The organism is Rubrivirga halophila (assembly GCF_046845755.1).
Classification (GTDB): Bacteria; Bacteroidota; Rhodothermia; order Rhodothermales; family Rubricoccaceae; genus Rubrivirga.
Genome location: NZ_CP177357.1, coordinates 2,473,321 through 2,487,113, shown reverse-complemented (window position 1 = coordinate 2,487,113; position 13,793 = coordinate 2,473,321). Strand labels below are relative to the sequence as shown.

The window sequence follows — 13,793 nt, the reverse complement described above, 5'->3', positions numbered from 1 at the left end:
AAACGAGTCCCGCCCCGCCCGGGCGAAACCGGGGCGGGGCGGGAAATGGGGACACGCCTGAGGGAGGGCAGGCGCGGGGCCTAGGCCGTGGCGCCGCCGCACGACGAGCCCGCGCCGGCCGTGCACCCGTAGCAGTGCCGGGCCGTCTTGATGGTCCGCGCCTGCCACGCGCCGAGGTCGAAGTCGGCGACGGTCGTGAACGGGACCGCCGCGTCCATCTCGAGCTGCTGGTTGAAGTCGCAGTCGTAGACGGCGCCGTCCCAGCCGACCGAGACGGTGTTCCGGCACATCAGGCCGTCGAGCGTCGCCGGGTTGTAGGCGTCGAGCAGGCGGTGCAGGTAGGCGTCGAGCTGCCCCTTCTCCAAGAGCCACTCGAGGTATCGGCTCATCGGCATGTTGTTGAGCGCGAAGAGGCGGTCGAACTGGACGCCGTGGTTGCGGTCGAGGGCGTCGTGCCACTCGCGCTCGGCCGACGCCTGGTTGCCGGCCAGGAATGAGCCGGTCGGGTTCGTGACGAGCGTCAGCACGCGGTCCGGGTGGCCCTGGCCGTAGCCGGCGGCGTTGAGCGCGCGGAGCGCGCGGATCGACTTTTCATACGTGCCGTCGCCGCGCTGGGCGTCCGTGCCGAGCTGGCGGTAGTGCGGCAGCGAGCACGCCACCTCGACGCCACGTTCGGCGAACCACTCGGGCAGGTGCTGGTAACGGCGGACCGTCAGGATCGTCAGGTTGCACCGGTCGATCACGTGGAGCCCGCGGGCGATGCACGCGTCGACGAGGTACTCGAAGTGCGGGTTGAGCTCGGGCGCGCCGCCCGTGAGGTCGACCGTGTGGAGCGCCCCGCCGTCCGGGTGGGCCTGGATGCGGTCGATGGCCGCGAGGCACGCGTCGACGGCGGCGCGGTCCATGTTCTCGTCGGTCCGGTCCGGGCCCGAGTCGACGTGGCAGTGCCGGCACGTCATGTTGCACAGCTTGCCGATGTTGATCTGGACGATCTCCAGCGGGGCGGGCGTGAGGCCCTCGCGCCAGCCATTCGCCACCAGGTCGCGGTGGAAGCTGCCCGTGCCGGACGGGCCACCTGCGAGGGCGACCGCGTCGAGGGCGTCGAACTGGGCGGCGGGCTCCGCGAGCGGGGTCCGACGGCCGTACAGGCTGGTCGTTCGCTTGGGGCCGTCCATCACGTCCGCCATCAGTTCGGCGGACAGGACGGGGAGGGGGATGGCTGCGCCGTCGCCGTTGGACATCGGGGAGGAGGGTCGGGGGGAGGAGCCTACGGGCGAGGGGCGCTCCGTGGTCTGTCCCACACGAGCACGCGGGACTGTCTGACACGAAGGCACCCGCGCTACATCGTCTGGGCCTTGACGCCGTCGAGCATCTGGAGCCCGTGGACCAGGCTGGCGCCGCCCCGGATGGCCGTCGCCACGTGGATCGCCTCGGTCATCTGCTCGAGGTCGGAGCCCTTCGCCAGCGAGTCCTGCGTGTAGGCGTCGATGCAGTACGGGCACTGGACGGTGTGGGCGACGGCGAGCGCGATCAGCGCCTTCTCGCGCGCCGACAGGGCGCCGTCTTCGAAGACCTTGCCGTAGTAGCTGAAGAAGGCGTCCGCGAGCGGCTTCGAGCCCTCAGCGATCTCGCCGAAGCGGGGCAGGTGCTCGGGCTTGTAATACGTGTCCACGGTCGGGGCGGGGAGGGGAGGCCGAAACTAGTCGCAACAGCGAATGGCCGAGAGCCGACGCGGCGGCCCCCGGGCGGTTGTGGAGCCGGCGCGCGGCGGATACCTTACCCGGTCCGCGTCCTGCGTCCCTCCGACCGCTCCCGTGCCTCTCTACGGCTGGCTCTTCCTGCTCCTCGCTCTGGCCGCTGTGGGCGTGTGGATGGCCCGCCAGCGACGGCCCAAGCTCCCCGCGCACGCGCCGCCGCCCGACGCCGACTCCCTCGGGACGCTGGGCCTGTCGGCGCCCCGCCCCGCCAGCACGCGGCGCCCGGACAGCGACGAGGCCCGGTTTACCGACGACCCCCCGCCCGCGCCGCGCCCGGCGGCGCCCACGGCCCGCCCCTCCGGCGACGACCGGGTCGACGCCGACGGCGTCTCGGCGGTCCGCCCCGCGAGCCGGCGCCCGGCGGGCGCGACCGTCGCCGACGACGCGCCGTGGTCCGGCAAGGCCGTCCCGCTCCTGCTGGCGTCGCTGGCGGCGCACGCCGGCGGCCGCGTCGCCGTGGTCCGCCACGACGGCGACCGGCACCAGGTGGTCGCGCGGAGCGACCAGGGCGTGCTCGTGCCGGTCGCCGGCTCGGCGCTGGCGCTCGACGGGCCCGCCGACTTCGGGGCGGACGACCTCGGCCCGCTCACGGCGCTCGTCGGCGAGGCCGCCCGCGCCGTCCCGCTCGACGGCGGCCGCATCCTGCTCGTCGAGCGCGGCGACGCCTCCGCCGACCGCTACGCGGCCCTGCTGGCGGCCCTCGCCGAGACGCCCCCGGACGCTGCCGGCGCCCCCGCGCCCGATGCCACCCCGGCCGACGACGGCCCCGCCGAGGCGGCCCGACCCGTCCCGCGCGCCGAGATCATCGCCCAGGAGCAGCGGGGCGCTCTCGACGCCGACCGCCCCCTCGCGTTCGCGCTCGTCACGCTCGCCGACGCCGAGGAGCGGCTGACGCGCCACACGCCCGAGATGGTGGCCATGGCCGAGAGCGACCTCCGCGACCGCCTTGAGACGGCGCCCGACGTCCGCCGCGTCGAGCCCTTCGGCGACCTGCTCTTCGGCGCCTTCCTCGACCTCGCGCCCGCCGACGCCGCCGACTGGTGCGGCACCCTCGCCTCCGGCGAGCCCCCGCTCTTTATCGGCGCCGTGGCCCCGGCCGACGGCGACCCGAACGCCATCCGCGACGCCGCCGCCCAGGCCTTGCGCGACGCCTACGACCAGCAGCGCTCGCGCGTCGTCGAGGTCTGAGAGGGCAAGGGGGAGGAGGCAAGAGGCAAGGGCTTCGAAGGAACTCTGGCAATCGCCAACGCTTCGACCCTTCGAGGACTAAAGCGCGAGCCGTGCGCCTGTCGAGACTCCAGGGGTTCGAACGTGGAGCCTCTTGCCCCTTCCCACTTGCCTCTTGCCTCCCGCCATGACCGTTCTCGTCCTCAACGCCGGGTCCTCGTCGCTCAAGGTCGACCTTATCGACGCCGACGCCGGGGCCACGCTGGCGTCCGGGCAGGTCGAGCGGATCGGGGCCGTCTCGTCGCTGGCGTCGTTCCGGTTGGGCGACGGCAAACCGGAGCGGATCTCGCTCGGCGCGCCCGACCACGCGACGGCGCTGGCGCACCTGATGGAGCAGATGCGCGAGGCGGACGGGCCAAACCAGGACGTGTTGCCCGAGATCGAGGCCGTCGGGCACCGCGTCGTCCACGGCGGCGAGCGGTTCGCCGAGTCCGCCCTCGTCGACGGCGAGGTGATTGACGCCATCCGCGACGCCTTCGACTTGGCGCCGCTCCACAACCCGGCCAACCTCCAGGGCATCCGGGCCGCGCAGAAGGCGTTCCCCGACGTGCCCCACGTGGCCGTCTTCGACACGGCGTTCCACCAGACGATCCCGCCGCACGCCTACCTCTACGCGCTTCCCAACCGCCTCTACCGGCGCCACAAAATCCGCCGCTACGGGTTCCACGGGACGAGCCACTACTACGTCTCGCGCCGCTTGTACGAGCTCGCGGGCCTCGACCTGCAAGCCTCGCGCGTGGTCACCATCCACCTCGGCAACGGGTGCTCGATGGCTGCCATCCGCGACGGCCGCTCCGTCGACACGTCGATGGGAATGACGCCGCTCGAAGGGTTGGTGATGGGGACGCGGTGCGGCGACCTCGACCCGTCCATCGTCTTCGAGATCGCCGAAAAGGAGGACGCCTCGCTGGCGGAGGTCCACACCTTGCTCAACCGCTACTCCGGGCTCCTCGGCCTCAGCGGCTACGCGGCCGACATGCGCGACCTCTTGGACGAGGCCGCCGACGGCGACGTGCGCTGCCAGCAAGCCATCGACGTGTTCTGCTACCGCGTAAAAGGGTACCTCGGCCAGTACCTCGCCGCGCTCGGCGGGATCGACGCGGTCGCCTTTACGGCCGGCATCGGGACGTTCGCCGCGCCCGTCCGTGCCCAGATCCTCGAGGGCCTGGAGGGCCTGGGGATGACGCTCGACCCGGCCGCCAACGCCGCCGCCAGCGGGGCCGAGGCCCGCATCACGACCGCCGACAGTGCGGTCCCGGTCTGGGTCGTCCCGACGAACGAGGAGCTGGTGATCGCCCAGGACACGCAGAAGCTGGCATCCGCCTCGCGGCTCTCGCCGTTTGTCTGAGCCCGACGCCTGCCGTAAGCGCCTCGGCGCCGTCCTCGTCTAGTCTCGTTCCCACGCCCCCGCCGCCGTGCGCTCCCGCCCGATTCTCGCCGCCCTCGTCGCCGTCCTCGCCCTGGCCGCGTGCGAGCGTCCGGCGGGCCCGCAGGGCGACACCGAGGCGCTCGCGCTCCTCGACCGCGCGCGGATCCACCACGGCTCGGCCGTCCTCGACCGCGCCGAGGTCTCGTTTTCGTTCCGGGGCACCCCGTTCACCGTCCGCCGCGACAACGGCGCCTTCCGCTATGCGCGGACGCTGACCGACAGCCTGGGGCGGACCGTCGAGGAGGTCGTCGACAACGACGGCCCGCACCGCTTTGTCGACGGCGTCGAGGTGCCGCTCGACGCCGCCGAGGCGGGGCGCTTGACGACGGCCGTCAACTCGGTCGTCTACTTCGCCCTGCTCCCGGCCCCGCTCGCCGACCCCGCCGTACGGGCCCGCCTCCTGACGCCCGACCGCGTCGGCGGCCAGGACTACGACCGCGTCGCGGTCACCTTCGCCCAGGAGGGCGGCGGCGCCGACTTCGACGACGAGTACGTCTACTGGCTCCGCCAGTCGGACGGGCAGATCGGGCACTACGCCTACACCTTCGCGGTCACTCCCGGCGACACGGCGCGGGCGGCGACGGGCACGCGCTTCCGCGAGCCGATCGGCGAGCGCCGCGTCGGCGGCGTGCTGTTTCAGGACTGGCGCAACTGGTCCACCGACTCGCTCGGGGCGCTCGAGAGCTACGGCGACGTGTTCGACGAGCGCCGGACGTTCGTGGTCTCGGAGGTGATGCTGGACGACGTCCGCGTCGAGCCGATCGGCCGCTAGGGCCTACGGGCCGGGTGTACTCAGTCCGTGTCGAGTCCGACGACCCCTCTGGGTATCTTTCGAGCCACCCGTTTGCCATGCCGACCCTTACCGACGCCCCCTCCGACAGCGGCGGGTTCGGGCTCCTCGCCCGCGCCCTCCCCGACGCCGTCCTCGCGCTCGACGCCGAGGGCGTCGTCGTGTTCGCAGACGCACGCGCGGCGGGCCTCTTCGGCGACGACCTGCGCGGCGCCCGGTTCGACGACCTGCTCGCGCCCGACGACCGCGGCGCGATCCGCGGCCCCGACGGGCGGCTGGCGGTCGGCGTGTGGGACGTGCGCCCGGTCGCCGGCGGGCCGTGGCTGAGCGTCGCCCTCCACGCGGTCGACCCGGCCGACGCGTCGCTGAGCGACGGGGGCGGCGGGGCCGTGGTGCTGGCGCGGCCGGTCCCGACGGGCGGCGCCGCCGACCGGACCGACCTGTTCCGGCTCGCCTTCGACGCGGCCAACAACCTCATCGTGGTGACCGACGCGCGGGCGCCGGACGCCCCGATCGTGCTCGCCAACGAGCACTTTCTGGAGTCGACCGGGTACGCGCGCGAGGAGGTCGTCGGCCGGAACTGCCGCTTTCTCCAGGTCCGTCCGGACGGCACGCGCGACGACGACCAGCCCGAGCTCGACGTGCTGCGCCGCGCGCTCGCGGCGGGCGAGCCGGCGCGCGTGGTGCTCCGCAACTACCGCAAGTCGGGCGAGCTGTTCTACAACGAGCTCTACGTCTCGCCCATCCGCGACGCCTCAGGCACGCTGGTCCACTTCGTCGGCGTCCAGAACGACGTGACCGAGCGCGTGCTGGCCGAGCAGGTGTCGGCCGAGCGCGCCGAGATGGTGGGGTCGTTTTTCGAGGGGATGCCGCTGCCGATGGGCGTGCTGGATCACCGCCATGGCCGCCTGACCCATCGCGCGGTCAACCGCGCGGCCAGCTCGCTGTTCGGCCGCCCCGCCGGCGAGGTGGTCGGCGTGGACATCTCCTCGCTCGATGTGCCCCTCGACGAACACGGCCGGTGGTCGGCCGCCGTCGAGCAGGCCGCCGACGGCCCGGCCACGTTCGAGACCTCCCACCCGTGGGGCTCGACGGAGCCCGGCGCTCGCGTGCTTCGGTTCAACGTCAGCCCCGTGCCCGCTTCCGTAGGGCTCTTCGCCTACGTCGGCGAGGACATCACCGAGGCGCGCCGGTCGGAGCGCCAGCGCCAGCTGCTCGCGGCGGCCGTCGCGAGCGCCGCTGAGGCCATCGTCGTGACGGACGCCGACCTCGTCGACGGCCCGCACATCCTGTACGCCAACGCCGCCCACCTCGACATCTTCGGGTACCAAGCCGACGAGATCGTCGGCAAGACGCCCCGCGTGTACCAGGGCCCCCGCACCGAGCGGGCCGTGCTCGACCGCGTCCGCGCGGCGCTCGAAGCGGGCGAGATGGTCCGGGCCGAGACCATCAACTACCGCAAGGACGGGACGCCCTTCCACCTCGAATGGGAGATCGCGCCGGTGCACGGGCCCGACGGCCGCGTCGTCAACTTCGTCGGCACGCAGCGCGACGTGACGGATCGGCGCCGGCTCGAGCGCGAGGTGCTCGACGTGTCGGCCCACGAGCGCGAGCGGATGGCCCGCGACCTCCACGACGGGCTCGGCCAGGTCCTCACGGGCGCGGCGCTCCGCATCGAGGCACTCGCGAACGGGCTCGAGGCCCAAGGCCTCGGCGACCGCGCGCAGGAGGCGCGCGAGGGGCGGGCCCTCGTCGAGCGGGCGCTGAACGAGGCCCGGGCCACGGCGCGCGGCCTGCTCCCCGCCGTCGCCGACCGCAACGGGCTGACCGTCGCGCTCGGCCGGCTGGCGGCGGACGTCGGCCAGGCCTACGGCATCCCGTGCGTCTTCCGGGCGCCCGAGCCCGTCGGCGCGCGGACCGTCGAGGCGGCGGGGCACCTCTTGCGGATCGCCCAGGAGGCCGTCGCGAACGCCGCCCGCCACGGCCGGCCCGCCACCATCGAGATCGCGCTCCACGCCAGAGACGGCACCGCCATGCTCGCCATCCGCGACGACGGCCGCGGCCTGCCCGACAACGCCGGGGCGGCCGCTGGCGGGCTCGGCCTCAACACCATGCGTTACCGCGCCGACCGCGTCGGCGGGGCCCTCCGGATTGGGCCCCGTCCCGACGGCGGGACCGAGGTTGTGGTCTCGTTCCCCATCGACCCGCGCTAGCGGCGACCGCCGCCGACGCTCTGCCCGAGTCTGCATCCGGTCTCGATGGGCCGGGCGCCGGCCGCGAGTAGTTTCCGACCGCGGGTCCGGAACGTCCCGGCGCCCCCACCTCCCGCACCACGCATGTCTGATACGATCCGCATCGCCTCCGGCCAGGGCTTCTGGGGAGACCTCCAGCGCGCGCCCATCGACCAGGCCCGGCTGGGGCCCATCGACGTGCTCGTCATGGACTACCTCGCCGAGGTCACCATGTCGATCCTGCAGAAGCAAAAGCTTCGTGACGAAACGAAGGGCTACGCCCGCGACTTTGTGGAGGTGGTCACCGAGCTGGCGCCCGACATCGTCGAGAAGCGGTTCAAGGTGATCTCGAACGCGGGCGGCGTGAACCCCGTCGCGTGCGCCGAGGCGATCGTCGAGGGCGCCCGCCAGCGGGGCGTGACCGGCCTCAAGGTGGCCGTCGTGACGGGCGACGACCTGCTCGACCGGCTCGGCGACCTGATCGCCGACGGCGTGCCGCTCGCGCACATGGAGACCGGCCAGCCGCTCGCCGAGGTCCTCGACCACATCGTGAGCGCGAACGCCTACCTCGGCGCCCAGCCCATCGCGGAGGCGCTGGCGATGGGGGCGGACGTGGTCGTCACGGGGCGGACTACGGACACCGGCCTCACGCTCGCCCCGCTCGTCCACCGCTTCGGGTGGGACTGGGCCGACTGGGACAAGATGGCCGCCGGCACGGTCGCCGGCCACATCCTCGAGTGCGGCGCGCAGTCGTCGGGCGGCAACTTTACCGACTGGCGCGACGTGCCCAACATGTCGGCCATCGGGTTCCCCATCGCCGAGGTCTCCGCCGACGGCTCGTTCGTCGTGACCAAGCATGAGGGGACCGGCGGGCTCGTCTCGCGAGGGACGGTCGCCGAGCAGCTGTTGTACGAGATCGGCGATCCGGCCGACTACATCACGCCCGACGTCGTCGCCGACTTTACCAGCATCCAGCTCGCCGACCAGGGCGGCGACCGCGTGCAGGTCAGCGGCATCCAGGGGACCGAGGACACCGAGTTCCTCAAGGTCTCCGCCGCCTACGCCGACGGCTGGAAGGCCACGTCCACGTTGGTCTACGCCTGGCCGGAGGCCGCCGCCAAGGCCCGCGCCGCCGCCCAGATCCTGAAGGACCGCCTCGACGCGCTCGGCCTCGCCTTCGACGAGTACCGCTCGGAGATCATCGGGCTCAACGCGCTCAGCGAGACGACCGAGTCGGACCCGACGCGAGAGGCCGACCTCGACGAGGTCCAGCTCCGCGTCTCGGTGCGCGGCCAGGACAAGGCGGCCGTCGAGCAGTTCGGCCGCGAGATCGCCCCGCTCATCCTGACCGGCCCGAGCGCCGTCACGGGCTTTGCGGGCGGCCGCCCGCGGCCCAGCGAGGTCATCGCGTACTGGCCCGCGCTCATCCCCAAGGACCGCGTCCAGACGGAGGTCCGCGTGCTGGAGGTCTAGGGCCTGGCCGTGCGACGCCGGGGGAGGCGACCGGGCCGTCCGCGGGCCGTAAGGCCTTCGCCGGGCAGAGCCTAGGGCGCGGCGCGCGCGCCGGATTCCTGCGCCGACGGGTTGAGCCCCGGGCGTTCTGGCCGATACCATCTGAGACCCATGCCTGCCTCTATGTCTGCGCCCGCCGTTCTCCTCGTCGAGGACGACCCGACCAACCAGCTCATCGCGCTCTCGATGCTCCGGCACGTGGGCGTCGAGGCCGACTCGGCCTCCGACGGGCTCGCGGGCGTCCGGATGGCCACGGACGGGCGCTACGACGTGGTCCTGATGGACATCCAGATGCCCGTCATGGACGGGGTCGAGGCGATGCGCGCGATCCGCTCGCGGCTGGGGCCGGAGAGCCCCCGCATCGTGGCCGTGACGGCCCACGCCACGGTCGGCACGCGCGAGGCCATGATCGCCGCCGGCTTCGACGGGTTCTACAACAAGCCGCTCTCGATCGCGATGCTCCAGGACGCCATCACCCCCCCGCAAGCCGCCTCTGCCGCGCCCGTCCTCATCGCGCGGCCGGCTGCGCCCGCGCCCGACGCCGCCGCCGAGCTGGTCGCCAGCGTCCGCGCCCACGTCCGCGCGCTCCTGGGCGAAGACGACGAGGCGTTCGTCGTCGACCTCGCGCAGTCGTTCGTCACCACGGCCCGCACGGGCGCCGAGCGCGCGGCGCAGGCTCGCGACGCGGGCGACCCGGCGTCGGTCGCGGCGGCCGCCCACGCCCTCAAGGGCAGCGCCGCCAACGTCGGCCTCGGCGCCCTCGCCGGCTCGTGGGACGTCGTCGAGGCCGGCATCCGCTCCGGCGATGCGGACGTGCTCGCGGGCCCGCTCGACGACGCGCTCGACGCCACCCACCACGCCGTCGGCCTGCTCGCGAGCGTCGGCTAGACGCTGGGGCCCGACGGGTCGGATCGGCTTCCGGCAGGCTCGAGCCCTCTCCCCACGGGGTCCAGACGGCTTGCGCGGCACGTCACGCGGCGAGGGACCCACGCCCCCACGCTCGCGTACCGGACCCGCGCCACCGCCGGCGCCCGCTCCGCACCGCATGGCCTCCCCCCTCCGCCGCCTCGACGCCGACCTCTGGCGCTACCGCTGGACGCTCGGTCCGGGCCTGCTCTGCGCGCTCGCCTCGGCGCTGTTCACGCTCTTTATCCCCGGGCTCGTCCGCGAGGCCATCGACGCGATCCCGCGCATGGTGGCCGTCCAGGGCTACGCCGCGGGCACGGCCGCCGGCGAGGCGCTCTTCGCCGACTTCCGCGCCTCCCTCGTCCTGCTCGGGGCCATGATCCTGGCGCTGGCGGCTGTTTCGGGACTGTTCATGTTCCTGATGCGGCGGCTCGTCGTCGTCGCCAGCCGGCGGATCGAGGCCGACCTTCGGGGCCGCCTCTACGCCCACCTCCAGCGGCTCTCCGGCAGCTTCTACCACCGCTTCGCGACGGGCGACGTGATGACGCGGGCGACGAGCGACATCGAGAAGGTGCGCCGCTACGTCGGCCCGGCGCTGATGTACCTCTCGCGCGCCATCGCGGCCATCGTCATGGCGCTCACGTTCATGCTGGCGATCTCGCCCACGCTGACGTTCTGGGCCGTCCTGCCGATGCCCGTGCTCGCGGTGTCCGTCTTTTTTGTCAGCCGGCTCGTCCACGTCCGCACCGACCGCCAGCAGTCGGCCTACAGCGCGCTCACGAGCCGCGTCCAGGAGGCCTTGTCCGGCATCCGCGTCGTCAAGGCGTACGCCCAGGAGGAGGCGTGGGGCCGGCGCATCGACGCCGCCAGCGACGACTACCAGCGCCGCGCGCTTGACCTCGCGCTCGTCGACGCGGCCTTCCGCCCGGTTCTGCTCATCCTGATCGGGCTGAGCACCGTGCTCGTGGTCGGCGTCGGGGGGCGGCTCGTCATCGAAGGGGCGCTGTCGCTGGGCAACATCGCCGAGTTCATCATCTACGTCGCGAATCTGACGTGGCCGGTCGCCTCGTTCGGCTACGTCGTCTCGATGGTCCAGCAGGCCTCGGCGTCGATGGACCGGATCGCGACGATTCTCGACACCGAGCCCGTCGTCTCCGATGCGCCGGGCGTCACCGACGGTGCGCCGATCGAGGGCCGCGTCACGTTCGACGACGTCGTGTACCGCTACACCGAGGACGGCCCGGCCGTGCTCGACGGCGTCTCGTTCGACGCGCCGGCCGGCACCTCGCTCGGCATCGTCGGCCGGACCGGCTCGGGCAAGTCGACGCTCGTGGAGCTGATCCCTCGGCTGATGGACCCGACCGCCGGGACGGTCCGCGTCGACGGCCGCGATGTGCGCGAGATCCCGCTCGTGGCGTTGCGGAGCGCCGTCGGCTACGTGCCCCAGGAGGTCTTCCTCTTTTCCGACACCATCGGCCACAACATCGCCTTCGGCGTGCCGGACTCGCCCGAGGCGGCCGTCCACGACGCGGCGCGAGAGGCTGACCTGCTGGCGAACGTCGAAGGCTTCCCGCGCGGGTTCGAGACGCGCGTCGGCGAGCGCGGGATCACGCTGTCGGGCGGCCAGAAGCAGCGGACGGCGATTGCCCGCGCCCTCATCCGCCGCGCGCCCATCTTGATCTTCGACGACGCGCTCTCGGCCGTCGACACCCGGACGGAGGCGACGATCCTGGAGAACCTGCGGGCCCAGTTCGGGCAGCGGACGGTCATCGTGGTCAGCCACCGCATCTCGGCCGTCCAGGACGCCGACCAGATCCTGGTGCTCGACGACGGCCATGTCGCGGAGCGCGGCACGCACGACGAGCTGGTAAGCGCCGGCGGCGCGTACGCGACGCTGTACCGCAAGCAGCAGCTCGAGGCCGAGCTCGCGGGCGCGTAGTCCGGGCGTGCGGTGTCTCCAGGCGTAACCCCGACGTAGGGGCGCCGTAGAGCACCCCGATTCCCCCACCGAGGCCATGCCCAGCTCCGTCCCCCACACCGGCCCCTACGACTCCGACTTCGACGACGACCGTTTCGGTGAGTCCGACCTCGGCCCCTACGAGCCCGACACCGAGGAACGCTCGCTCGCGCTGATGGCCCACCTCTCGGGGTATGCCGGGCTCGTCCTGCCGCTCGGCAGCTTGCTCGGGCCCGCGCTGCTGTACTGGCTCAAGCGCGACGAGTCCGCGTTCGTGGAGGACCAGGCGCGTGAGGCGCTCAACTTCCAGATCACGATCGTCGCCGCCGCCGTGGTCTCCGGCATCCTGTGCGCCGTCGTCGTCGGCATCCCCATGCTCATCGGCGTCGTCGCGTGGTGGTTTATCGGCACGGCCTACGGCGCGATCCGCGCGAACGAGGGCGAGTGGTACCGCCACCCCCGCATTTGGCGCCCCGTCCAGGACTAGCCGCCCTGGATCAGACACCGCGCGGTCGGGGTTGAGGGGCGGCCCCCTCCCCCGACCGCGTGCTCGTTTCCGACCTCCCCACCCCGGCGCTCCTCGTCGACCGCGCCCGGCTCCACGCCAACCTCGACGCGATGGCGGCCCGCGCCGACGCCCAGGGCGTCGCGCTCCGGCCCCACGTCAAGACGCACAAGAGCCCGGCCATCGCCCGGATGCAGACCGATCGGGGCGCGCGCGGCCTGACCGTCGCGACGGTCGACGAGGCCGAGGCGTTCGCCCAAGCCGGCTTTGACGACCTGCGGCTGGCGTCGCCCGTCGTGGGCCCGACCAAGCTCGACCGGCTCGCGACGCTCGCGAGCGCCGGCACGCGCATCTCGTTCACCGTCGATTCGGCCCGGGGCGTCGCGCTCGCGGCCGAGGCGTTCTCGGCAGCGGGCGCGACGGCCGACGTGCTGGTGGAAGTCGACGGGGGGTACGGGCGCTGCGGCGTCGCATATGACGACCTCCCCCTCGCGATCGACGTCGCCGGGCGGGCGGCGGCGGCCGACGGCCTCCACCTCGTTGGCGTCCTCTCGCACGGCGGCGACGCGTATGCGGCGGAGGACGACGACGCGCGCCGGCTGGCGATGGACACCGAGCGCGACCGGACGCTCGCGGTCGCCCAGGCGTTGGCGGATGCGGGCCTGCTCGACGCCGCTGCCGCCGAGGTCTCCGTCGGCTCGACGCCCGGAGCAACCGTGTTCACCAATACCCCCGCCGGTGGCCTGCGCGTGACCGAGATCCGGCCGGGCACCTACGCACTGATGGACCGGATGCAGGTCGCCCTCGGGGCCGCGAGCCTGCTGGACTGTGCCCTGGTCTGCGTCTCGACCGTCGTGTCGAAAAAGCGGTTCGACGACGGGACGGAGCGCGTCATCACCGACGCCGGGAAGAAGGTGCTGACCTCCGACCTCGCGCCCGGCCTGGACACGTTCGGCGATGTCCTCTACAGCCCGCGCACGATGATCGCGCACCCCCACGCCGTCGTCTCGGCGCTGAGCGAGGAGCACGGCTGGGTCGACACGCCGGGCGGGGCGATCTGGGACGTGGCCGACCCCGTGTTCGTGGTCCCCAACCACGCCTGCGTCGCCGTCGCCACGCGCCGCCACCTGTATCTCGTCGACGGCGACGAGGTGGTCGAGACGCTCGACGTGGTGGCGCGGTAGGCGCCGTCTCAGTCGGCGGGCGGTCCAAAATGAGTGGACGGAATGGGTGGGCTGGCATTCCGTGCGGGCGCGGGTAAACGGGTCGGCGGTCCGATGGCACGGGGCTGTCAAGGAGGGCCGGTACCGATCCGACCGCTCCACCCTCCCCGATGACCACGCTCAAGCCCATCCTGCTCTGCCTCGCCGCGATCGCCACGTTTGCGGCCGCGAACGTGGTCTCGGTGGCGACGGCGCCCGGCCCGGCGCCCGCCGCGCAGGTGGCCGCGCGGTAGCGATTCCTGGCGTCGGCGCGAGC

Annotated in this window: 12 protein-coding genes; 10 read left to right on the top strand and 2 right to left on the bottom strand. The window is 73.2% G+C overall.

The window, feature by feature from the left end:
* Positions 1–80: 80 nt before the first annotated feature.
* Both arsS and ACLIRP_RS11040 read right to left on the bottom strand, forming a co-directional pair.
* On the bottom strand, positions 81–1,241 hold the full coding sequence (gene arsS / locus ACLIRP_RS11045) for an arsenosugar biosynthesis radical SAM (seleno)protein ArsS (protein WP_412060504.1): 1,161 nt from the start codon (positions 1,239–1,241) through the stop codon (positions 81–83).
* Between the two features lie 98 nt (positions 1,242–1,339).
* Positions 1,340–1,672, bottom strand: a complete 333-nt coding sequence (locus ACLIRP_RS11040; protein ID WP_412060503.1) for an arsenosugar biosynthesis-associated peroxidase-like protein — start codon at positions 1,670–1,672, stop codon at positions 1,340–1,342.
* 142 nt (positions 1,673–1,814) lie between these two features.
* On the opposite strand from ACLIRP_RS11040, the gene ACLIRP_RS11035 reads away from it, so the two are divergent.
* The 10 genes from ACLIRP_RS11035 (at position 1,815) to ACLIRP_RS10990 (ending at position 13,770) form a co-directional block, all read left to right on the top strand.
* Positions 1,815–2,945, top strand: a complete 1,131-nt coding sequence (locus ACLIRP_RS11035; RefSeq protein WP_412060502.1) for a hypothetical protein — start codon at positions 1,815–1,817, stop codon at positions 2,943–2,945.
* A 166-nt stretch (positions 2,946–3,111) separates the two neighbouring features.
* Positions 3,112–4,332, top strand: coding sequence for an acetate/propionate family kinase (locus tag ACLIRP_RS11030; protein ID WP_412060501.1), 1,221 nt, complete (start codon positions 3,112–3,114; stop codon positions 4,330–4,332).
* Positions 4,333–4,399: 67 nt separating this feature from the next.
* Positions 4,400–5,185, top strand: a complete 786-nt coding sequence (locus tag ACLIRP_RS11025) for a DUF6503 family protein (protein WP_412060500.1) — start codon at positions 4,400–4,402, stop codon at positions 5,183–5,185.
* Positions 5,186–5,262: 77 nt separating this feature from the next.
* Positions 5,263–7,416: a PAS domain S-box protein gene (locus ACLIRP_RS11020; RefSeq protein ID WP_412060499.1), complete on the top strand. Its 2,154-nt coding sequence runs from the start codon at positions 5,263–5,265 to the stop codon at positions 7,414–7,416.
* Positions 7,417–7,539: 123 nt separating this feature from the next.
* Positions 7,540–8,907, top strand: a complete 1,368-nt coding sequence (locus tag ACLIRP_RS11015) for an acyclic terpene utilization AtuA family protein (protein WP_412060498.1) — start codon at positions 7,540–7,542, stop codon at positions 8,905–8,907.
* 162 nt (positions 8,908–9,069) lie between these two features.
* On the top strand, positions 9,070–9,834 hold the full coding sequence (locus ACLIRP_RS11010; RefSeq protein WP_412060497.1) for a response regulator: 765 nt from the start codon (positions 9,070–9,072) through the stop codon (positions 9,832–9,834).
* A gap of 157 nt (positions 9,835–9,991) precedes the next feature.
* On the top strand, positions 9,992–11,791 hold the full coding sequence (locus ACLIRP_RS11005) for an ABC transporter ATP-binding protein (protein ID WP_412060496.1): 1,800 nt from the start codon (positions 9,992–9,994) through the stop codon (positions 11,789–11,791).
* 76 nt (positions 11,792–11,867) lie between these two features.
* Entirely contained in the window at positions 11,868–12,296 is a 429-nt protein-coding gene (locus ACLIRP_RS11000; RefSeq protein ID WP_412060495.1) for a DUF4870 domain-containing protein, read from the top strand.
* A 59-nt stretch (positions 12,297–12,355) separates the two neighbouring features.
* Positions 12,356–13,498: an alanine racemase gene (locus ACLIRP_RS10995; RefSeq protein WP_412060494.1), complete on the top strand. Its 1,143-nt coding sequence runs from the start codon at positions 12,356–12,358 to the stop codon at positions 13,496–13,498.
* Between the two features lie 149 nt (positions 13,499–13,647).
* Positions 13,648–13,770, top strand: a complete 123-nt coding sequence (locus tag ACLIRP_RS10990; RefSeq protein WP_412060493.1) for a hypothetical protein — start codon at positions 13,648–13,650, stop codon at positions 13,768–13,770.
* Positions 13,771–13,793 lie beyond the last annotated feature (23 nt).